This window comes from Streptomyces sp. NPDC050617 (genome assembly GCF_040654795.1).
Lineage (GTDB): Bacteria > Actinomycetota > Actinomycetes > Streptomycetales > Streptomycetaceae > Streptomyces.
In genome coordinates, this window is sequence record NZ_JBFAIS010000017.1 from 22,632 (window position 1) to 42,116 (window position 19,485).

The window sequence follows — 19,485 nt, forward strand, 5'->3', positions numbered from 1 at the left end:
CTCCTGCCTGCGAGGGTTAAGGTTTGAGGCCATACCTTTGCCGTGGTGGCGACCGGAAAGCAACCCTCTTGCGCCCTGCAATCCGCCGGGACGTACCCACGCCGCCCTACGCGAGAAACCCCCGCAGCAGCGCCGCCGTCCCGCGGCAGTGCTCCCGCATCACCTCGCGCGCGCCGTCCGCGTCCCCGTCCAGCACCGCCTCCACCAGCGCCGCGTGCTGCCGCTGCGAGTGCTCCAAGTTCCGTACCAGCAGCGGGATGCAGTCCAGCAGGTCGTTGACCGTCGCCCGGACCGCCGCGTACTGCGCGGCCAGCGTCGCCGACCCCGAGACGTCCGCCAGCGTCAGATGCAGCATCGTGTCGAGCCGCCGGTAGTCCGCCAGCGGCGCGTCGTGCGTCGCGTCCAGCGCCGACCGCAGCCGCGCCGCCTGCTCCGGCGCCGGCCCGTGGGACGCGCACAGCCCGGCCGCGCCCACCTCCAGCACCTCCCGGAAGCGCAGCGTGTCCTCGACGTCCACCGCCACCAGTCGCCGCCGCAGCTCCTCCTGGCCGGTCGACCCGGCGCGGGCCCGTACGAACGTGCCGCCGTACCGGCCGCGCCGGCTCTCCACCAGCCCCTGGTCCTGAAGCACCTTCAGCACCTCGCGCAGCGTCACCCGGCTGATGTGCAGCCGCTCGGCCAGCTCGCGCTCGGCCGGCAGCCGCTCGCCGTGCGGCACCAGGCCCAGCCGGACGACCTGGAGTATCTGCTCCAGCGCCTCCTCGAAGCCGTTGCCCGCCCGCACCGGCCGCAGCACCGCCGCGAGACGATCCTCGGCGCCGTCCATCGAGCCCCCTTCCCAACCAATGGTCTACGGCCCTACCTTATGACTCCGGTTGCGCAGACAGGAGGCCATCCCGTGGCAGACCGCACGCCCCCGCTCCCCGTCGACGAGCTGCGCCGGCTCGTCGACACCGGGGAGATCGACACTGTCGTCCTCGCCTTCACCGATATGCAAGGACGGCTCCAGGGCAAGCGGTTCGCCGCCCGCTTCTTCCTCGACGACGCGCTGGAGCACGGCACCGAGGGCTGCAACTACCTCCTCGCCGTCGACACCGACATGAACACCGTCGACGGCTACGCCATGTCCTCCTGGGACCGCGGCTACGGCGACTTCGCAATGCGCCCCGACACCTCCACCCTGCGCCGCACCCCCTGGAACCCGGCGACCGCCCTGGTCACCGCCGACCTCGTGTGGCACGACGGCTCGCCCGTCGCCGCCTCGCCCCGGCAGATCCTCCGCCGCCAGCTCGACCGCCTCCGCCAGGCGGGGCTCGATCGCACGGGCAGCGCCTGGAGCGCATACGCGGGCACGGAGCTGGAGTTCATGGTCTTCAACGACACCTACGAGGACGCCTGGACCCGCGGCTACCGCGGCATGCACCCCGCCAACCAGTACAACGTCGACTACTCCGTGCTCGGCACCGGCCGCGTCGAACCCCTGCTGCGCCGCATCCGCAACGAGATGGGCGCGGCCGGCATGACCGTGGAGTCCGCGAAGGGCGAGTGCAACCTCGGCCAGCACGAGATCGCCTTCCGCTACGACGAGGCCCTCACCACCTGCGATCAGCACTCCGTCTACAAGACCGGCGCCAAGGAGATCGCCGCCCAGGAGGGCCGGGCGCTCACCTTCATGGCCAAGTACGACGAGCGCGAGGGCAACTCCTGCCACATCCACCTCTCGCTCCGCGACGAGGCCGGACGGCCCGTCATGGCCGCCGACGACGGCCCGTACGGCATGTCGCGGACCATGGAGCACTTCCTCGCCGGACAGCTCGCCGCGCTCCGCGACTTCACCCTGCTGTACGCGCCCAACATCAACTCCTACAAGCGGTTCCGCCCCGGCTCCTTCGCCCCGACCGCCGTCGCCTGGGGCCCCGACAACCGCTCCTGCGCGCTGCGCGTCGTCGGCCGCGGCCACGCCCACCGCTTCGAGAACCGGCTGCCCGGCGGCGACGTCAACCCCTACCTCGCCGTCGCCGGCATGATCGCCGCCGGACTGCACGGCATAGAGGCGGAGCTGGAACTCCCCGAGGCGTGCACCGGCAACGCCTACGCGGGCGACGCCCAACACGTCCCCGTGACCCTGCGCGAGGCCGCCGGCCTGTGGTCCGCCAGCCCCCTCGCCCGCGCCGCCTTCGGCGACGAGGTGGTCGAGCACTACCTCAACATGGCGCGCGTGGAACAGGACGCCTACGACACCGCCGTGACGGACTGGGAGCGATTCCGCTCCTTCGAGCGCATGTGAGGAAACGGAACGACGTGCACGAGCACCAGGTAGTCAACCCCGCCACCGAAGAGGTCATCGCCACCGTCCTCGCCTCCACCGCCGAGGACGTCGACGCCGCCGTCGTACGGGCCCAGCGCGCCCAGCGCGCCTGGGCGGCCCTCGCCCCCGGCGACCGCGCCCGGCAGCTGCGCCGCTTCGCCGCGGCCGTCGACGCGCACATCGAGGAACTGGCCCGGCTGGAGGTCCAGGAGGCCGGCCACCCCATCGGCAACGCCCGCTGGGAGGCAGGCAACGTCCGCGACCTCCTCGACTACGCGGCGGGCGGCGCGGAGCGGCTGGCCGGCGCCCAGATCCCCGTCGCCGGCGGGCTGAACGTCACCTTCCACGAGCCGCTCGGCGTCATCGCCGTCATCGCCCCGTGGAACTTCCCCCTGCCGATCGCCGCCTGGGGCACGGCCCCCGCGCTCGCCGCGGGCAACGCCGTCCTCCTCAAACCCGCCGAGACCACCCCGCTCACCGCGCTCCGGCTGGCCGAACTCGCCCTGGAGGCCGGGCTCCCCGAAGGGCTCTTCCAGGTCCTGCCGGGCGCCGGGCCCGTCGCGGGCTCGGCCCTGGTCCGCCACCCCGGCGTCGCCAAGGTCGTCTTCACCGGCTCCACCGCCGTCGGCAAGCAGATCATGGCCGAGTGCGCCGCACGGGTGAAGCGGGTGACCCTCGAACTCGGCGGCAAGAGCCCCAACATCGTCTTCGCCGACGCCGACCTCGAACAGGCCGCCGCTGCCGCCCCCGGCTCCTTCCTCGACAACACCGGCCAGGACTGCTGCGCCCGCAGCCGCGTCCTCGTCCAGCACGAGGTCTACGACCGCTTCATGGAGCTGCTGGAGCCCGCGGTCCGCGCCTTCACCGTCGGCGACCCGGCCGACGCCGCCACCCGGATGGGCCCGCTGATCTCGGCCGCGCACCGGGAGCGCGTACGGTCGTACGTACCCGAGTCCGCGCCCGCCGCCATCCGGGGCGAGGCCCCCCAGGGCAAGGGGTTCTGGTACCCGGCGACCGTCCTGGAGGGCGCGCCGGACGACCGGGCGGCGACCGAGGAGATCTTCGGGCCCGTCGCCGTCGTCCTCCCCTTCGAGGACGAGGCCGACGCCGTCCGCCTCGCCAACGCCACCGACTACGGCCTCTCCGGCTCGATCTGGACCCGCGACGTGGGCCGCGCGCTGCGCGTCTCGCGCGCCGTCGCGGCGGGCAACCTGTCCGTCAACTCGCACAGCAGCGTCCGCTACTCCACCCCGTTCGGCGGCTACAAGCAGTCCGGCCTCGGCCGGGAACTGGGCCCGGACGCCCTCGCCGCCTTCACCGAGACCAAGAACGTCTTCCTGAACACCGACGCCTGACCGCGATGGAGGAAAAGCAAGTGAGCGACCAGAGCCCCGTCTGCCGCCGCCTGGTGGGCCGTACCGCCGTCATCACCGGAGCCGGCAGCGGCATCGGGCTGGCCACCGCGCGCCGCCTCGCGTCCGAGGGCGCGAACGTCGTCGTCGCCGACATCGACGAGGGCGCCGGCAAGGCGGCGGCCGAGGAGGTCGGCGGCCTCTTCACCAAGGTCGACGTGACCGACCCCGAGCAGGTCGAGGCGGTCTTCAGGACCGCCCACGCCACCTACGGTTCGGTCGACGTCGCCTTCAACAACGCGGGCATCTCGCCGCCCGACGACGACTCCATCCTCACCACCGGCCTCGACGCCTGGAAGCGTGTCCAGGAGGTCAACCTCACCTCCGTCTACCTCTGCTGCAAGGCCGCGCTCCCCTATATGCGCGAGCAGGGCCGCGGCTCCATCATCAACACCGCCTCCTTCGTGGCCGTGATGGGCGCCGCCACCTCCCAGATCAGCTACACCGCGTCCAAGGGCGGCGTGCTGTCCATGTCCCGCGAACTGGGCGTGCAGTTCGCCCGCGAGGGCATCCGCGTCAACGCGCTCTGCCCCGGCCCGGTCAACACCCCGCTCCTGAAGGAACTGTTCGCCAAGGACCCCGAGCGCGCCGCGCGCCGCCTCGTCCACGTGCCCGTGGGCCGCTTCGCGGAGCCCGAGGAGATCGCCGCCGCCGTCGCCTTCCTCGCGAGCGACGATTCCTCCTTCGTCAACGCGGCCGAATTCCTCGTCGACGGCGGAATCGCGGGCGCTTATGTAACGCCCATGTAAGGTCCATGATCAACACCGAAAACCGGCTGTTCGGCCGGTTTTCGGTGTCAGTCCTGGCCCCCCACGTCCTGGAGGACGCATGCGCACCAAGCACGCTCTCGTCGCCTCGCTCGCCGCCGCCTCGGCCCTCGCCGCCGCGGTGCCCGCCACCGCCGCCCCCGCCACGCCCAGCACCTCAGACAACGCCGCCGCCCGTTCGGCGCACAGGAACTGCCCGCAGCTGGACAAGAACCTCACGTGGTTCGGCGACAACCGGCACAAGCTCCAGCGGATGATCGACGAGCGCGGCCGGTGTTCCGGCCACGGCGGGCCGCGGCCGGTCGCCGCGTTCGACTGGGACAACACCGTCGTCAAGAACGACGTCACCGACGCCACGCTGGCCTGGGCGCTCAAGCACGACAAGATCCTGCGGCCGGCGAGCTGGCGGGCCACCAGCAAGTGGATGACGCCGGGCGCCGCCCGCGATCTGACGAGAGCCTGCGGCACGTCCGTACCGGTCGGGAAGCCGCTGCACACCTCGCGGAACACCGCCTGCGCGGACGAGATCATGGAGATCCGCGCCGAGTCCCGCACGATGAGCGGCAAGGCAGCCTTCGCCGGCGAGTGGAACCACCGGCGGACGGTGCCCTCGTACGCCTGGGTCCCGCAGCTGTTCGCCGGGCAGCGCCCCGCCGCGCTGACCTCGTACGCGAAGCAGGCCCGTACCGAGGCGCTGGCCGCCCCGATCGGCTCCACGCAGACGGTCGGCACCCACAAGATCGCCGGGTACGTCCGCTACTACGACCAGCAGAAGGACCTGATCCGCACGCTCAAGGCGGCCGGCTTCGACGTCTACATCGTCTCCGCCTCCTCCGAGCCCATCGCCCAGGCGTGGTCGGGCGGCGTCGGCCTGGACCGCAAGCACACCATCGGCATCCGCAGCCTCACCAGCCACGGCAAGATGACCACCGGCATCCGCGCCTGCGGCGACGTCAAGGGCACCGGCGGCGACGCGATCCCGTTCATGGACGGCAAGCGCTGCTGGATCAACCAGGAGATCTTCAAGAAGAAGGGCGCCGAGGCGTGGCGCCTCCAGGACCCGGCGCACCGCATCGCGCTGGGCGGCGGCGACGCCAACACGGACGTGACGTTCGTGAACGACGCCACCGGCGCGCACCTGGCCATCAACCGCAACCAGGGCGAGCTGATGTGCCGGGCCTACGACGACGCCGACCACCGCTGGGTCGCCCAGCCGATGTTCATCGACCCGATGCCGGCCAAGTCCGGTACGTACCCGTGCTCGACCACGGCGTACGTCAACACGGACGGCACGGGCGGCCCGGTCAGGCGCGCCGACGGCACCGTCGTCCCGGACCAGCACGACCGGGCGCACCTCTAGAGCCCGCCGCCGCCCGGCCCTTCGGGGGCCGGGCGGTCACAGGAACGTACGGCCCTCACCGCGGTAGGTGGGGGCCGTCTCCACGATCCGGTCCCCGTCGATCAGGTGCAGCGCCTCGAAGCGCTCGCACAGCTCGCCGGCCTTCGCGTGCCGGAACCACACCTTGTCGCCGACCAGCAGGTCGTCCGCGGGCTGCCCCAGCAGCGGCGTCTGCACCTCGCCCGCGCCCTCCATCGGGGTCAGCCGCAGCCCGGCCGGGAGATACGGCGTCGGCAGCCGGTCCGCGCCCGCGGCGCCCGACGCCGGGTAGCCGCCGCCCAGCACCGTCACCACGCCCACGCCGGGCCGCCGCACCACCGGCAGCGCGTAGAGCGCGGCCGGGCGGCCCCGGAAGGACGTGTAGGTGTCGAACAGCCGCGGCACGTACAGCCCGGACCCCGCCGCGACCTCGGTGACCGCGTCCTCCGCGGCGGTGTGCTGGACGCTGCCCGTGCCGCCGCCGTTGACGAACTCCAGGTCCGGGGCGACCGCGCGCACCGCCCGTACGACCTCGGCCCGCCGCGCGGCCAGCTCCTTGCGCGCGGCGGCCTGCATCAGCCGGATGGCCCGCGACCGCACCGGCCGCCCGGCGAGCCGGTCGCCGACGCCCGCCACATGGGCCTCGTACGCCATCAGGCCCACCAGCCGGAAGCCGGGGCGGCGGCCGATCGCGCGGGCCAGCTCGGCCAGTTGGGCGGGGGTGCGCAGAGGCGAGCGGAGCGCGCCGATCCGAATCCGGCCGCCCAGCAGCCGCAGCGAGGTGTCCAGTTCCAGGCAGACCCGGATCTCCTCGCGACCGCCGGCCCGTGCCGCGTCGATCAGATCGAGCTGGCGGACGTCGTCCACCATCACCGTCACCGCGTCCGCGAGCTTCGGGTCGCCGGCCAACTGCCCGAACGCCTCCCGGTCGGCCGACGGATAGGCGAGGAGGATGTCCTCGAAGCCGGACCGCGCCAGCCACAGCGACTCCGCGAGCGTATAGCTCATGATCCCGGCGAACCCCTCGCGCGCCAGCACCCGTTCCAGCAGCGCCCGGCACCGCACCGACTTGCTCGCCACCCGGATCGGCTTGCCCCGCGCCCGCCGCGCCAGATCGGCGGCGTTGGCGTCGAACGCGGCCAGGTCCACGACGGCGACGGGAGCGTCGAGATGAGCGGTGGCCCGGTCGAGCCGGGCCCGGTCGGAAGCTGCTGCGGATATGGCGGCGGACATGGCCGCAGCTTGCCAGAAGGCGTTACCGCTGGGTAGAGGCATGGCCCGTGCGCAGGGCGGCCGACGCCCCGTAGAGTGGCGTCACACATGGCGACCGGCAGGTCAGCGGGGTGCTCCCCGCCTGCGAACCGGCCTGTCCACCAAGGCCGTCGGACGGTACGGCGGGCCGCTCGCGAGGGGGAGCGCAGTTGAGCACCGAGGCGCGAGGCGTGCTGGGCTCCCCGTCCCCACCACCCCCGCCGCCCCCCGCGCGGCCACCCGCCGCACCCGCCCCGGCCGGGGCCGCGGCGCGGCCTGCCAGCACGCACCCGGAACGCGCGGAGCACATGCCCACACCCCCCTGGTACCGCTCGGAGCACCCGGTGCCCGCCTTCGCCCCCGGCGTTCCCGTCCCCCCGGGCCACGGATCCGGCGAGCGGCAGCCGCACGGCCGCGGCCGGCTGCGCGCGCTCGTGGCCGTCCTCTGCCTCGTGCTCGGCCTCGGCCTCCTCGGCGGCGCCGCGGCGGGCAGCCTGCTGGGCGGCGAGGCGGGCGCCGAGTCGGCCGCCGAGGTCATGTACGAGCAGGGCGGCGCACGGTGGCGCACGGCCCCCGTGGACGCGATCTTCCCGCCCGCGCTGCGCGGCGACGGCGCGGGCCCCGGCGGCGCGGACCGCACCTGGCGGCGGATCGCGGTCGCGCCGGACAGCGGCTGCGCCGGGGCGTTCGACCCGCTGCTGGCCAAGGCGCTGGCGCCCGTCGGCTGCGCGCGGCTGCTGCGCGCCACATACGCCGACGCGACGACGACCAGCGTGACGACGGTCGGGCTGCTCGTCACCAAGGCCGACGCGGGGCAGATGGGCGCTCTGCAACGGCGGTTCGAGGACGAGGGGCTTTCGGAGCGGCGGGATCTGCTGCCCCGTCCGTACGCGGCGAAGGACACGGCGGCGGCCGGGTTCGGCGACGCGCAGCGGGCCTCCTGGCAGATCAAGATCCGTACCGACACCCCGGTGGTGCTGTACGCGGTGACGGGGTTCGCCGACGGCCGGAAGGCCGCCGACCCGCAGCCCGCGATCCGGGCCGTCACCCCGGGTGCGACGTCGGTCGCGGCGCAGGCGGGGCTCGGGCACGACGCCAAGGGCGTCTGCGAGCAGGTGGAACACGCCTTTGTCAAAGGCGTGAAGAAAGCCGCCGAGGAGGCGTCCAAGTGACAGCGCGCCGCGCGCCGCGGCGGCCGGGGCCCCGCCGTGCGCTCCTCGCGCTGGCGGCCGCCGCGCTGGCCGTCCTGCCCACGCTGACGGCAGCGCCCCCCGCGCACGCCGACGCCATACGCGACCAGGAATGGGGGCTCGACGCTGTCCATGCGCAGGACGCGTGGCGCACCACCAAGGGCAAGGGCATCACCGTCGCCATCCTCGACACCGGCGTCGACGACAGCCACCCCGACCTCGCGGGCCAGGTCCTGCCCGGCAAGGACCTCATCGGCTTCGGCGCGCGCAGCGGCGACCGGTCCTGGGCCCGGCACGGCACCGCCATGGCCGGCATCGTCGCCGGCCGCGGCCACGGACCGGGCGACGACGACGGCATCCTGGGCGTCGCCCCCGAGGTGAAGATCCTTCCCGTCCGGGTGATCCTGGAGGACGGCGACCCGGCCCGCAAGGAGGCCCGCTCGATCCGCGGCGGCGCGCTCGCCGACGGCATCCGCTGGGCCGCCGACCACGGCGCGGACGTGATCAACCTGTCGCTCGGCGACGACAGCGACTCCGCGCACCCCGAGCCGCGCGAGGACGAGGCCGTCCAGTACGCGCTGAGCAAGGGCGCCGTCGTCGTCGCCTCGGCCGGCAACGGCGGCGAGAGCGGCGACCACGTCTCCTACCCGGCCGCCTACCCCGGCGTGATCGCTGTGACCGCCGTCGACCGGTACGGCACCCGCGCCTCCTTCTCCACCCGCCGCTGGTACTCCACGGTCAGCGCGCCCGGCGTCGACGTCGTCATCGCCGACCCGGACCGGCACTACTACGAGGGGTGGGGCACCAGCGCGGCGTCCGCCTTCGTCTCCGGCGCCGTCGCCCTCGTCCGCGCCGCGCACCCGGACCTCAGCCCGCTCCAGATCCGCCGGCTGCTCACCGAAACCGCGCTGGACGCCCCCGCGGGCGGCCGCAGCGACGCGCTGGGCGCGGGGCTCGTCGACCCCGCCGCCGCCATCGCGGCCGGCGACCGCGTGACCCCCGAGTCGAAGACGCCCCTGGCCTCCGGAGGGGCCCGGCGCTACTTCGGCCCCGGCCCCCGCGCCGGCCACCCCGACCACGACGGCAAGGACCCCGACCTCCTCGCCGTCGCCGCCGCGACGGCGGGCGCGCTCCTGCTCGTGGCCGCCGTCTTCCTCTGGCGCGGCGGCCAGCGGCGCGACCGGGACCCGTTCGGGAGGTACTGACGGCGGTACGGGACCGTCCCGTACCCCGGCCCGGGGCCGGGCCGGTCCGTGGCCCCGGATAGTCTCGACGCGTGGCGCTCAAGAACATTCCCGACCCTGGTTTCTCCGACGACGACGGCTCCGCCGACGCCGCTCTCGCCGAGGCGCTCGACGCCTGGTCGCGGGACCCGTCCGCGGAGCCGCGGGTACTGGCGGCGCTGGCCGGGGCGCGGGTGCTCGTCCCCGTCGTGGCGGTGCTGGGGGAGACGGAGACCGGGGCCGACGGGCTGCGGCGGGAGAAGACCAGCGACATGGCCGTGCCGACGCTGGAGGCGCCCGGCGGACGGCGGGCGCTGCCGGCCTTCACGTCCACCGGGAGCCTGGCGCGCTGGCGGGCCGACGCGCGGCCCGTGGCGGTGCCGATGCACCAGGCGCTGCGGGCCGCCGCCCACGAGAAGGCCGACACGATCGTCCTCGACCTGGCCGGACCGGTCACCTACCCGCTGGCGGGCCCCGCGCTGCTCGCCCTCGCGGAGGGGCGTACCAGCACCGACCCGCTCGCCGATCCGGCGGTGGCCGACGCGCTGCGCGCCGTGCTGGAGGCCGAGCCCGGCGTGCTGAGCGCCGGGCTGTCCGCGGCCGGGGACGGCGACGGGACCCTGGCGCTCGCCCTCGCCCCTGACGCGCCCGCGCGCGAGGTGGCCGGGCGGGTCGCCGAGGCCCTGGCGGCGGACGAGGTGCTGCGCGCCCGGCTCGTACGGGGACTGGACCTGGCGCTGCTGCCGCCGGGGGCCGCGCACCAGAGCGAGGTGCTGTTCAGCCGCTGATCCAGGCGCTGGGCTCCGACAGGCGGAACCGGCCGGACCGTCCGACAATGCAGGGACAGTTCAAGATCCACCGCCTGGAGGACGTCATGGAGACGAGAACTGTCGTATCGGAGTTCATCGGCACGCTGCTGCTGGTGTTCTTCGGCGTCGGAGCCGCGGTCCTGGGCGCCGACTACATCGGAGTCCTGGGCATCGCGCTCTCCTTCGGCTTCGTCCTTTTGGCCGTGGCGTACGCGCTGGGTCCGGTCTCGGGCGCCCACGTGAACCCGGCGGTCACCCTCGGCATGCTGCTGGCCCGGCGCATTACGGGCCGCACCGCCATCGAGTACTGGATCGCGCAGCTCGTCGGCGGCATCGTGGGCGCGGGCCTGCTGTACTGGCTCGCCCAGACCGTGCCGGGGCTCAAGACCGACGAGACGTTCGGCAGCAACGGCTGGGGCAGCCGCTCGGCCGTCCACATCAGCCTCGGCGGCGCCTTCCTGGCCGAGGTGATCCTCACGTTCCTGCTGGTCTTCGTGGTGCTCGCGGTGACGCACCGGGTCGCGGTCGTCGGCTTCGACGGCCTGCCGATCGGCATCGCCCTCGCCGTGATCCACCTCGTCGGCATCCCGCTGACCGGCACCTCGGTGAACCCGGCCCGGAGTCTGGGCCCGGCCCTCTTCGCGGGCGGCGACGCGCTCTCCCAGCTGTGGCTGTTCATCGTCGCGCCGCTGGTGGGCGGCGCGATCGCCGCGGTGGTGCACCAGGTGACGCACCCGCCGCAGGAGCCCAAGCTGGTCGCCGACGAGCGGTCGGCGACCTGAGCCCGGTCGCGCGGGGCGCGTGAAGGGACGCGTCCCGCTCAGCCGAAGACGGGGCCCGTGTACTTCTCGCCCGGCCCCTGGCCCGGCTCGTCCGGCACCACGGACGCCTCGCGGAACGCCAGCTGCAGCGACTTGAGGCCGTCGCGCAGCGGCCCCGCGTGGAAGGAGCTGATCTCGGTGGCGCTCGCGGTGACCAGCCCGGCGAGCGCCTGGATCAGCTTGCGCGCCTCGTCCAGGTCCTTGTGCTTGTCGCCCTCCTCGGCCAGGCCCAGGTTCACGGCGGCGGAGCTCATCAGGTGCACGGCGACCGTGGTGATCACCTCGACCGCGGGCACGTCCGCGATGTCGCGGGTCATGGCCCCGAAGTCCGGCGCCTCGCTCGGGGGGCCGGACTCGGCGGGCGTGGGGGCGGGGGTGGCGTCGCTCATGGTGGTTCTTCCGCTTCTTCCTGCTGGACGGTGCGCTCCAGCGTACGGCGCGGCCTTGTGCGCGCGGATGCGGTATCGTAGGCGGTGACCGGCCGGACACTCATGTGACCGGCCCACAAGTGGAGGCTCCGATCTCCCACCTGACCGACCTCCGGGACGGCAGGTCACCGGTCCGGCAGTGCCCATCGTTCCGTACGGACGATGTGGAACCGCCCGATGCGCCCCGCGGTGAAACGCGGCGGTGTTCCGGTTTGTGAGGAGCCCGCCTGTGTCCCGTCCGGGGCGTTTTGTGCGTCACGAGTAACGATGGGCTGGTCATACCGAAACAGACGTTACGCGGCTGTCCGCCAGGCGGTCGCGTGGTGCAACCGAGGAGGCCCCATCAGCGCCGAGCCCCGCATCAACGACCGGATTCGAGTCCCGGAAGTGCGACTCGTCGGTCCCAGCGGCGAGCAGGTAGGCATTGTGCCGCTTGCCAAGGCCCTGGAGCTTGCGCAGGAGTACGACCTCGACCTCGTCGAGGTGGCGGCGACCGCTCGCCCGCCGGTCTGCAAGCTCATGGACTACGGGAAGTTCAAGTACGAGTCGGCCATGAAGGCCCGTGAGGCGCGCAAGAACCAGGCGCACACGGTCATCAAGGAGATGAAGCTCCGGCCGAAGATCGACCCGCACGACTATGACACCAAGAAGGGTCACGTCGTCCGGTTCCTCAAGCAGGGCGACAAGGTCAAGATCACGATCATGTTCCGTGGTCGCGAGCAGTCCCGTCCGGAACTCGGCTTCCGGCTGCTGCAGCGGCTCGCGGAGGACGTCCAGGACCTCGGCTTCGTGGAGTCGAATCCGAAGCAGGACGGCCGAAACATGATCATGGTTCTCGGCCCGCACAAGAAGAAGACCGAGGCGATGGCCGAGGCCCGCGAGCTGGCCGACGCCCGCAAGGCGGAGCGCCGCGGCGCCGCGCACCAGGACCGCGACGACGCCGTCGCGGAACCGGCCCAGGCGTCCGCCGAGGAGCCCGCCGAGGCGTGAGGCGGGGGCCGAGCGCCCCGGCCGTGCCGGGGCAGCGGCCCCGCACACCGACCGAAACATCTGACGCTCCCGCACGCCGGCCCGCCGGCCGGGGGAGCGCCACCGACGAGGAGAGTACGGCGCATGCCGAAGAACAAGACGCACAGCGGTGCCAGCAAGCGCTTCAAGATCACCGGCTCCGGCAAGGTGATGCGGGAGCGCGCCGGCAAGCGCCACCTGCTTGAGCACAAGTCGTCCAAGCTGACGCGTCGCCTCACCGGCAACGCCGAGATGGCCCCGGGCGACGCCAAGAAGATCAAGAAGCTTCTCGGCAAGTGACCCGCGCGCCCCTGATGTGGGGCGTGCTGGGCCGAATACCGGGACCTATTCGTTTTCGGGCCGCGTGAGAGACGACCGCGGCCCCGCTACAAGGAGTTAACAAGTGGCACGCGTCAAGCGGGCAGTCAACGCCCACAAGAAGCGCCGGGCGATCCTGGAGCAGGCCAGCGGCTACCGGGGCCAGCGCTCGCGCCTGTACCGCAAGGCCAAGGAGCAGGTCACCCACTCCCTGGTCTACAACTACAACGACCGCAAGAAGCGCAAGGGCGACTTCCGTCAGCTGTGGATCCAGCGCATCAACGCCGCTGCCCGCCAGAACGGCATGACGTACAACCGCCTCATCCAAGGTCTGAAGGCCGCCAACATCGAGGTGGACCGCAAGATCCTGGCCGAGCTCGCGGTCAACGACGCCAACGCGTTCGCCGCGCTCGTCGAGGTCGCCCAGAAGGCGCTTCCGAGCGACGTCAACGCCCCGAAGGCCGCCTGAACAGCGACCCCAGGCACGTCGCGGTCGAGCCGCGCACCGCGCTGAGCTGAGCGGACCCGCAGGCCCCGGCCTGCGGGTCCGCTGCTGTCTGAGCCCGCCCCGCCCCACCCGAACCCGCCGCCGCACAAGAAGTGAGCCGCCGCCCATGGGCACCCCCGAGCTGATCTCCCCGCGCTCCCCGCGCGTCGCCGCCGCCCGGCGGCTGGCCCGCCGCAACTTCCGGGGCAAGGAACGCCGGTTCATCGCCGAGGGCCCGCAGGCCGTGCGCGAGGCGGTGGCGCACCGGGGCGACGGCGAGCCCACCCTGACCGAGCTGTTCGCGACCCCCGACGCCGCCGAGCGCTACGCCGCGATCGTCGAGGCCGCGCACGCCGCCGGCGCCCGCGTGCACACCGCCGACGCCGAGACCCTCGCCGACATCTCCCAGACCGTCACCCCGCAGGGCATCGTCGGCGTCTGCCGCTTCCTCGACTCGCCCTTCGAGGAGATCCTCGCGGCCCGCCCCCAGCTGGTGGCCGTGCTCGCGAACGTACGCGACCCCGGCAACGCCGGCACGGTGCTGCGCTGCGCGGACGCCGCGGGCGCCGACGCCGTGGTGCTCACCGACGCCTCCGTGGACCTCTACAACCCCAAGTCCGTACGGGCCTCCGTCGGCTCCCTCTTCCACCTCCCGGTCGCCGTCGGCGTCCCCGTGGAGCGGGCCGTGCGGGGCCTCGCGGACGCCGGGGTGCGGGTGCTCGCCGCCGACGGCGCGGGCGAGCGGGACCTCGACGGGGAACTGGACGGCGGCGCGATGGGCGGGCCCACCGCCTGGATCTTCGGCAACGAGGCGTGGGGGCTGCCGGAGGAGACCCGCGCACTCGCGGACGAGGTGGTGCGCGTACCGATCCACGGCCGGGCCGAGAGCCTCAACCTCGCTACGGCGGCCGCCGTCTGCCTCTACGCTTCGGCTCGTGCGCAGCGTGCTTCCGGAGGGTGCCGCTCCGTCACATCCACCTAGTAGGGTTGGCGTCCTCGGGGGCCCGAAGGGGGGTGCGGCGATGGATGTCAGGACCTCCGGCGGCAGCACGGCCGGCGCCTGCCCGCCCGTCCCCCGGAGCGCCTGCGGGGACCTCGGCGACGGCCTCGGCCCCGACGGGCTCGCCGCCCTCGGGCTCGACCCCGACGACCTGCCGGACGGGCTGGTCGTCGCGGACGAGACCGGCAAGGTCACCTGCTTCAACGCCGCCGCCGCCCGTATCACCGAGCTGCCGCCCGCCGAGGCGATCGGCCGGCCGCTGGAGAGCGCCCTGCCGCTCGAAGACCTCGAAGGCCGCCGCTGGTGGGCGCTGACCGACCCGTACGGCGGGCTCGCCATCCGCGCCGGGCAGCCCGAGCGGAATCTGCTGCTGCCCGGCGGCCGCGAGGTCCTGGTCTCCGCCCGGTACGTACGCGACCGGCCCACCGGCCCGGTGCGCCGCCTCGTCGTCCAGCTGCGCGGCACCGAGGCGCGCCGCCGCACCGAGCGCAGCCACGCCGAGCTGATCGCCACCGTCGCCCATGAGCTGCGCTCCCCGCTGACCTCCGTCAAGGGGTTCACGGCGACGCTGCTCGCCAAGTGGGAGCGGTTCACGGACGACCAGAAGCGGCTGATGCTGGAGACCGTCGACGCCGACGCCAACCGCGTCACCCGGCTCATCGCCGAGCTCCTGGACATCTCCCGGATCGACTCGGGCCGGCTGGAGGTCCGCAAGCAGCCCGTCGACATCGCCGCCGCCGTCCGCCGGCACGTACAGGCGCACACCACCGCGGGCCAGCGCACCGACCGGTTCCTGATCCGGGTCCGGGAGCCGCTGCCCGCGCTCTGGGCGGACCCCGACAAGATCGATCAGGTGCTCGGCAACCTGCTGGAAAACGCGGTGCGGCACGGCGAGGGAACGGTCACGATAGAGGTGTCACCAGTGGTGGCGCGGGCCCACCCGGGGGCCCCCGTCGTGGAGAGGACAGCGGTCACCGTGAGCGATGAGGGCCCCGGCATCCCCGACGAGTCGGTGGGCCGCGTCTTCACCCGCTTCTGGCGCGGCAGCAAGCGCGGCGGCACCGGCCTCGGGCTGTACATCGTCAAGGGCATCGTCGAGGCGCACGGCGGCTCGATCACGGTCGGCAGGGCCCGCGGCGGCGGCGCCGAGTTCCGATTTACGCTGCCCGTCGGCGCCCCGGCCTTCCTGGCCTGAGCGGCCCACGGGCCCACCCTCCAGCCGCGCCCTTTAGACTCGACCTTTGGCACCTTTGGCATCAATGTCGTCGGGCTAAGCGGCGCACCCGCTCGGCATCCACAGCACTTGTCAAGAGCCGAGGCGAAGCGAAGCGCAGCCAATCGGAAGCACGGGAAGAGATGTCCGCACCCAATAAGTCGTATGACCCGGTCGAGGTCGAGGCCCTGAAACCGGAAGAGATCGAGCGGATGCGCGACGAGGCGGTAGCCGCGATCGCCGCGGCCGCCGACCTCGACGCCCTGCGCGAGGTGAAGTCCGCCCACAGCGGCGACCGCTCGCCGCTGGCCCTCGCCAACCGCGAGATCGGCGCGCTGCCGCCGCACGCCAAGGCGGACGCGGGGAAGCGGGTCGGCCAGGCCCGCGCCGCGGTGAACAAGGCGTTCGCGGCCCGCCAGGAGGAGCTGGAGGCGGAGCGCGACGCGCGTGTGCTGGTCGAGGAGGCGGTGGACGTCACGCTGCCGCACGACCGCGCCCTCGCCGGCGCCCGGCACCCGATCACGACGCTCTCCGAGCGCATCGAGGACGTCTTCGTCGCGATGGGCTACGAGGTCGCCGAGGGGCCCGAGGCCGAGGCCGAGTGGTTCAACTTCGACGCGCTGAACTTTCCGCCGGACCACCCCGCGCGCGAGATGCAGGACACGTTCTTCGTGCGGACGGCCGACGGCGCCGAGGGGCCCGCGGGCGAGGAGTCCGGCGTCGTGCTGCGCACGCACACCTCGCCGGTGCAGATCCGCTCGATGATCGACCGTGAGCCGCCCATCTACGTCGTCTGCCCGGGGCGTACGTTCCGCACGGACGAGCTGGACGCCACCCACACCCCGGTCTTCCATCAGGTCGAGCTGCTCGCCATCGACGAGGGCCTGACCATGGCCGACCTCAAGGGCACCCTGGACCACATGGTGCGGGCGCTCTTCGGGGAAGGGATGTCCACCCGGCTGCGGCCGAACTACTTCCCGTTCACCGAGCCGTCCGCCGAGATGGACATGGAGTGCTACGTCTGCCGCGGCGCCTCGGTCGGGGACCCCGACCGCCCCTGCCGCACGTGCGGCAGCGAGGGCTGGATCGAGCTGGGCGGCTGCGGCATGGTCAACCCGCGGGTGCTGACCGCCTGCGGCGTGGACCCGCGGAAGTACAGCGGCTTCGCCTTCGGATTCGGTATTGAGCGGATGCTGATGTTCCGCCACAGCGTGGAGGACATGCGAGACATGATCGAGGGTGACGTGCGCTTCACCAGGCCGTTCGGGATGGAGATCTGATGCGTATCCCGCTTTCCTGGCTGCGCGAGTACGTCGACCTGCCGGCCGCCGAGACCGGCCGCGACGTGCAGGCCAAGCTCGTCGCCACCGGTCTTGAGGTCGAGACCGTCGAGCAGCTCGGCGCCGGCCTCAAGGGCCCGCTGGTCGTCGGCAAGGTGCTGACCATCGAGGAGCTGGAGGGCTTCAAGAAGCCCATCCGCTTCTGCACGGTCGACGTCGGCACGGCCAACGGCACCGGCGAGCCGCAGGAGATCGTCTGCGGCGCCCGCAACTTCGCGGTCGGCGACAAGGTCGTCGTCGTGCTGCCCGGCGCCGTGCTGCCCGGCGACTTCAAGATCGCCGCGCGCAAGACGTACGGCAAGGTCTCGCACGGCATGATCTGCTCCGGCGACGAGCTCGACATGGGCGACGACGGCACCGGCGGCATCATCGTGCTGCCGCCGGAGTACGAGGTCGGCACCGACGCCATCGCGCTGCTCGAACTGGTCGACGAGGTCCTGGACATCGCCGTCACCGCCAACCGCGGCGACTGCCTCTCCCTGCGCGGCGTCGCCCGCGAGGCCGCCATCGCCTACGGGCTGCCGCTGCGCGACCCGGCCCTCCTCGACGTGCCGCCGCCCAACTCGTACGGCTACCTCGTGAAAATCTCGGACCCGGCCGGCTGCGACCGCTTCACCGCGCGCACCGTCACCGGGCTCGACCCCGACGCCCGCTCCCCGATCTGGCTCCAGCGCCGCCTCCAGAAGGCCGGCATGCGCCCGATCTCGCTCGCCGTCGACGTCACCAACTACGTGATGCTCGAACTCGGCCAGCCGCTGCACGCCTACGACCGGTCCCGGCTCGACGGGCCGATCGGCGTGCGCCGCGCCCAGCAGGGGGAGAAGCTCACCACCCTCGACGGCGCCCAGCGCGTCCTGGACGCCGACGACCTCGTCATCACCGACGACAGCGGCCCCATCGGGCTCGCCGGCGTCATGGGCGGGGCCGACACCGAGATCGCGGACGTCACCGGCGACCCCGAGACCGGCGAGAGCAGGGGCACCACCGACATCGTGGTGGAGGCCGCGCACTTCGACGCGCTCTCCATCGCCCGTACGGCCCGCCGCCACAAGCTGTCCTCCGAGGCGGCCCGGCGCTTCGAGCGCGGCGTCGACCCGAACGCCACGTCCGCGGCCGCGCAGCGCACCGTCGACCTGATGGTGCTGCTCGCGGGCGGCACCGCCGAGGCCGGCGTCACCGAGGTCGTCGCGCCCAGCGGACCCCGCACCATCAGCATCGCCGCGAACCACCCGGACCGGGTGGCGGGCGTGGAGTACGGCCGGGAGACCGTCGTGCGCCGCCTCCAGGAGGTCGGCTGCGACGTCTACGGGCAGGACGAGCTCGTCGTCACCGTGCCCAGCTGGCGGCCCGACCTCGGCGACCCGAACGACCTCGCCGAAGAGGTCATCCGGCTGGAGGGCTACGAGAACCTGCCCTCCACGCTGCCGCAGCCGCCCGCCGGCCGCGGGCTGACCGAGCGGCAGCGGCTGCACCGCCGGGTCGGCCGCGCGCTGGCCGGCGCCGGGTTCGTCGAGGCGCTCAACTACCCCTTCCTGGGCGAGGACGTCCTCGACCAGCTGGGACTGGAGGCCGACGACCCGCGCCGCACCGTGATCCGGCTGGTCAACCCGCTCTCCGAGAGCGAGCCGGCGCTGCGCACCACGCTGCTGCCGGGGCTGCTCACCGCCCTGCGCCGCAACGACGGCCGCGGCGAGCACGACCTCGCGCTCTTCGAGACCGGGCTGGTCTTCCGGCCCACCGGCCACGAGGCGCCCGCGGTCCGGCTGCCCGTCGACCGCCGCCCCACCGACGAGGAGATCGCCGCCCTGAACGCCGCGCTGCCCGCGCAGCCGCGCCGGGCCGCAGTGGTGCTCGCCGGTGCGCGCGAGCAGGCCGGCTGGTGGGGCAAGGGCCGCCCCGCGACGTGGGCGGACGCCATCGAGGCGGGCCGCACCGTCGCCCGCGAGGCGGGCGTCGAGCTGATCGTCCGTCAGGACCAGCACGCGCCGTTCCACCCGGGCCGCTGCGCCGTGCTGCTCGCCGTCGTGGACGGCGCGGAGGTGCTCGTCGGCAACGCCGGTGAGCTGCACCCCCGCGTGGTCAAGGCGCTGGGCCTGCCCGAGCGCACCTGCGCGATGGAGATCGACCTGGACCGCCTGGAGCAGGCCGGTACGGGCGTGGTGCGCGCCCCGCACGTCTCCACGTTCCCGGTGGCCACCCAGGACGTCGCGCTGGTCGTCGACGACCGGGTCGCCGCGGCCGACGTCGAGTCGGCGCTGCGCGCGGGCGCGGGCGAACTCCTCGAATCGCTGCGACTGTTCGACGTCTTCACCGGCGAGCAGCTCGGCGAGGGCAGGAAGTCCCTGGCCTACGCGCTGCGCTTCCGCGCGGCGGACCGCACCCTGACCGCGGAGGAGGCCACCGCCGCGCGCGACGCGGCCGTCGCCTCGGCGCTGGAGCGGACGGGCGCGGTGCTGCGCGGGGCGTGACGTCGCGCGTGACACCGCGCTGCGCGGCTACTGCGCACAGGCTCTGAGGGGCGCATCCGGTCCG

The 19,485-nt window shown here is 73.5% G+C and carries 18 protein-coding genes; 15 read left to right on the top strand and 3 right to left on the bottom strand.

Features of this window, described 5'->3' with window-relative positions; all coding sequences use genetic code 11:
* Positions 1-106 precede the first annotated feature (106 nt).
* On the bottom strand, positions 107-826 hold the full coding sequence (locus AB0I49_RS22410) for an FCD domain-containing protein (RefSeq protein ID WP_363228800.1): 720 nt from the start codon (positions 824-826) through the stop codon (positions 107-109).
* Positions 827-898: 72 nt separating this feature from the next.
* On the opposite strand from AB0I49_RS22410, the gene AB0I49_RS22415 reads away from it, so the two are divergent.
* The 4 genes from AB0I49_RS22415 to AB0I49_RS22430 all read left to right on the top strand — a co-directional run bounded on the left by AB0I49_RS22415 (position 899) and on the right by AB0I49_RS22430 (position 5,847).
* Entirely contained in the window at positions 899-2,287 is a 1,389-nt protein-coding gene (locus tag AB0I49_RS22415; protein WP_363228801.1) for a glutamine synthetase family protein, read from the top strand.
* A gap of 14 nt (positions 2,288-2,301) precedes the next feature.
* Positions 2,302-3,663 carry an aldehyde dehydrogenase family protein gene (locus AB0I49_RS22420; protein WP_363228802.1) on the top strand — a complete coding sequence of 454 codons (1,362 nt, stop codon included), beginning with the start codon at positions 2,302-2,304 and terminating at the stop codon, positions 3,661-3,663.
* 20 nt (positions 3,664-3,683) lie between these two features.
* A complete protein-coding gene (locus AB0I49_RS22425; RefSeq protein WP_363228803.1) occupies positions 3,684-4,469 on the top strand; it encodes a 3-oxoacyl-ACP reductase in 786 nt (261 codons plus the stop codon).
* A gap of 79 nt (positions 4,470-4,548) precedes the next feature.
* Complete coding sequence (locus AB0I49_RS22430; RefSeq protein ID WP_363228804.1) at positions 4,549-5,847, top strand: haloacid dehalogenase-like hydrolase; 1,299 nt, start codon at positions 4,549-4,551, stop codon at positions 5,845-5,847.
* A gap of 36 nt (positions 5,848-5,883) precedes the next feature.
* On the opposite strand, the gene AB0I49_RS22435 is transcribed toward AB0I49_RS22430, so the two are convergent.
* Entirely contained in the window at positions 5,884-7,086 is a 1,203-nt protein-coding gene (locus AB0I49_RS22435; RefSeq protein ID WP_363228927.1) for an amino acid deaminase/aldolase, read from the bottom strand.
* A 338-nt stretch (positions 7,087-7,424) separates the two neighbouring features.
* On the opposite strand from AB0I49_RS22435, the gene AB0I49_RS22440 reads away from it, so the two are divergent.
* The 4 genes from AB0I49_RS22440 to AB0I49_RS22455 all read left to right on the top strand — a co-directional run bounded on the left by AB0I49_RS22440 (position 7,425) and on the right by AB0I49_RS22455 (position 11,120).
* Entirely contained in the window at positions 7,425-8,288 is an 864-nt protein-coding gene (locus AB0I49_RS22440) for a hypothetical protein (protein ID WP_363228805.1), read from the top strand.
* Positions 8,289-8,338: 50 nt separating this feature from the next.
* Positions 8,339-9,511, top strand: coding sequence for a type VII secretion-associated serine protease mycosin (gene mycP / locus AB0I49_RS22445; RefSeq protein WP_363228928.1), 1,173 nt, complete (start codon positions 8,339-8,341; stop codon positions 9,509-9,511).
* 71 nt (positions 9,512-9,582) lie between these two features.
* Entirely contained in the window at positions 9,583-10,317 is a 735-nt protein-coding gene (locus AB0I49_RS22450) for an SseB family protein (protein WP_363228806.1), read from the top strand.
* 86 nt (positions 10,318-10,403) lie between these two features.
* Positions 10,404-11,120, top strand: a complete 717-nt coding sequence (locus AB0I49_RS22455; RefSeq protein ID WP_363228929.1) for an MIP family channel protein — start codon at positions 10,404-10,406, stop codon at positions 11,118-11,120.
* 38 nt (positions 11,121-11,158) lie between these two features.
* Here the strand turns inward: AB0I49_RS22455 and AB0I49_RS22460 are convergent, their stop codons facing one another.
* Complete coding sequence (locus tag AB0I49_RS22460; protein ID WP_363228807.1) at positions 11,159-11,548, bottom strand: DUF1844 domain-containing protein; 390 nt, start codon at positions 11,546-11,548, stop codon at positions 11,159-11,161.
* A 306-nt stretch (positions 11,549-11,854) separates the two neighbouring features.
* On the opposite strand from AB0I49_RS22460, the gene infC reads away from it, so the two are divergent.
* The 7 genes from infC to pheT all read left to right on the top strand — a co-directional run bounded on the left by infC (position 11,855) and on the right by pheT (position 19,421).
* Positions 11,855-12,577, top strand: coding sequence for a translation initiation factor IF-3 (gene infC / locus AB0I49_RS22465; protein ID WP_363228808.1), 723 nt, complete (start codon positions 11,855-11,857; stop codon positions 12,575-12,577).
* Positions 12,578-12,700: 123 nt separating this feature from the next.
* Positions 12,701-12,895, top strand: coding sequence for a 50S ribosomal protein L35 (gene rpmI / locus AB0I49_RS22470; RefSeq protein WP_071964711.1), 195 nt, complete (start codon positions 12,701-12,703; stop codon positions 12,893-12,895).
* A gap of 103 nt (positions 12,896-12,998) precedes the next feature.
* On the top strand, positions 12,999-13,382 hold the full coding sequence (gene rplT, locus AB0I49_RS22475; RefSeq protein ID WP_018103794.1) for a 50S ribosomal protein L20: 384 nt from the start codon (positions 12,999-13,001) through the stop codon (positions 13,380-13,382).
* A 145-nt stretch (positions 13,383-13,527) separates the two neighbouring features.
* Positions 13,528-14,382 carry an RNA methyltransferase gene (locus AB0I49_RS22480; protein WP_363228809.1) on the top strand — a complete coding sequence of 285 codons (855 nt, stop codon included), beginning with the start codon at positions 13,528-13,530 and terminating at the stop codon, positions 14,380-14,382.
* Positions 14,383-14,422: 40 nt separating this feature from the next.
* Positions 14,423-15,595, top strand: a complete 1,173-nt coding sequence (locus AB0I49_RS22485) for an ATP-binding protein (protein ID WP_363228810.1) — start codon at positions 14,423-14,425, stop codon at positions 15,593-15,595.
* Between the two features lie 161 nt (positions 15,596-15,756).
* The gene (pheS, locus tag AB0I49_RS22490; RefSeq protein ID WP_363228811.1) at positions 15,757-16,893 is read left to right on the top strand and encodes a phenylalanine--tRNA ligase subunit alpha; all 1,137 of its coding nucleotides are present in this window, start codon (positions 15,757-15,759) and stop codon (positions 16,891-16,893) included.
* Entirely contained in the window at positions 16,893-19,421 is a 2,529-nt protein-coding gene (gene pheT, locus AB0I49_RS22495) for a phenylalanine--tRNA ligase subunit beta (RefSeq protein WP_363228812.1), read from the top strand. Before pheS ends, pheT begins: the two co-directional genes overlap by 1 nt.
* Positions 19,422-19,485: the final 64 nt, after the last annotated feature.

Bases quoted from the DNA above. Each gene is read 5' to 3' on its own strand.
- AB0I49_RS22410 (WP_363228800.1), bottom strand. From the start codon at position 826: ATGGACGGCGCCGAGGATCGTCTCGCGGCGGTGCTGCGGCCGGTGCGG.
- AB0I49_RS22430 (WP_363228804.1), top strand. From the start codon at position 4,549: ATGCGCACCAAGCACGCTCTCGTCGCCTCGCTCGCCGCCGCCTCGGCC.
- AB0I49_RS22440 (WP_363228805.1), top strand. From the start codon at position 7,425: ATGCCCACACCCCCCTGGTACCGCTCGGAGCACCCGGTGCCCGCCTTC.
- AB0I49_RS22455 (WP_363228929.1), top strand. From the start codon at position 10,404: ATGGAGACGAGAACTGTCGTATCGGAGTTCATCGGCACGCTGCTGCTG.
- AB0I49_RS22460 (WP_363228807.1), bottom strand. From the start codon at position 11,548: ATGAGCGACGCCACCCCCGCCCCCACGCCCGCCGAGTCCGGCCCCCCG.
- infC (WP_363228808.1), top strand. From the start codon at position 11,855: ATGGGCTGGTCATACCGAAACAGACGTTACGCGGCTGTCCGCCAGGCG.
- rpmI (WP_071964711.1), top strand. From the start codon at position 12,701: ATGCCGAAGAACAAGACGCACAGCGGTGCCAGCAAGCGCTTCAAGATC.
- AB0I49_RS22480 (WP_363228809.1), top strand. From the start codon at position 13,528: ATGGGCACCCCCGAGCTGATCTCCCCGCGCTCCCCGCGCGTCGCCGCC.
- AB0I49_RS22485 (WP_363228810.1), top strand. From the start codon at position 14,423: ATGGATGTCAGGACCTCCGGCGGCAGCACGGCCGGCGCCTGCCCGCCC.
- pheS (WP_363228811.1), top strand. From the start codon at position 15,757: ATGTCCGCACCCAATAAGTCGTATGACCCGGTCGAGGTCGAGGCCCTG.
- pheT (WP_363228812.1), top strand. From the start codon at position 16,893: ATGCGTATCCCGCTTTCCTGGCTGCGCGAGTACGTCGACCTGCCGGCC.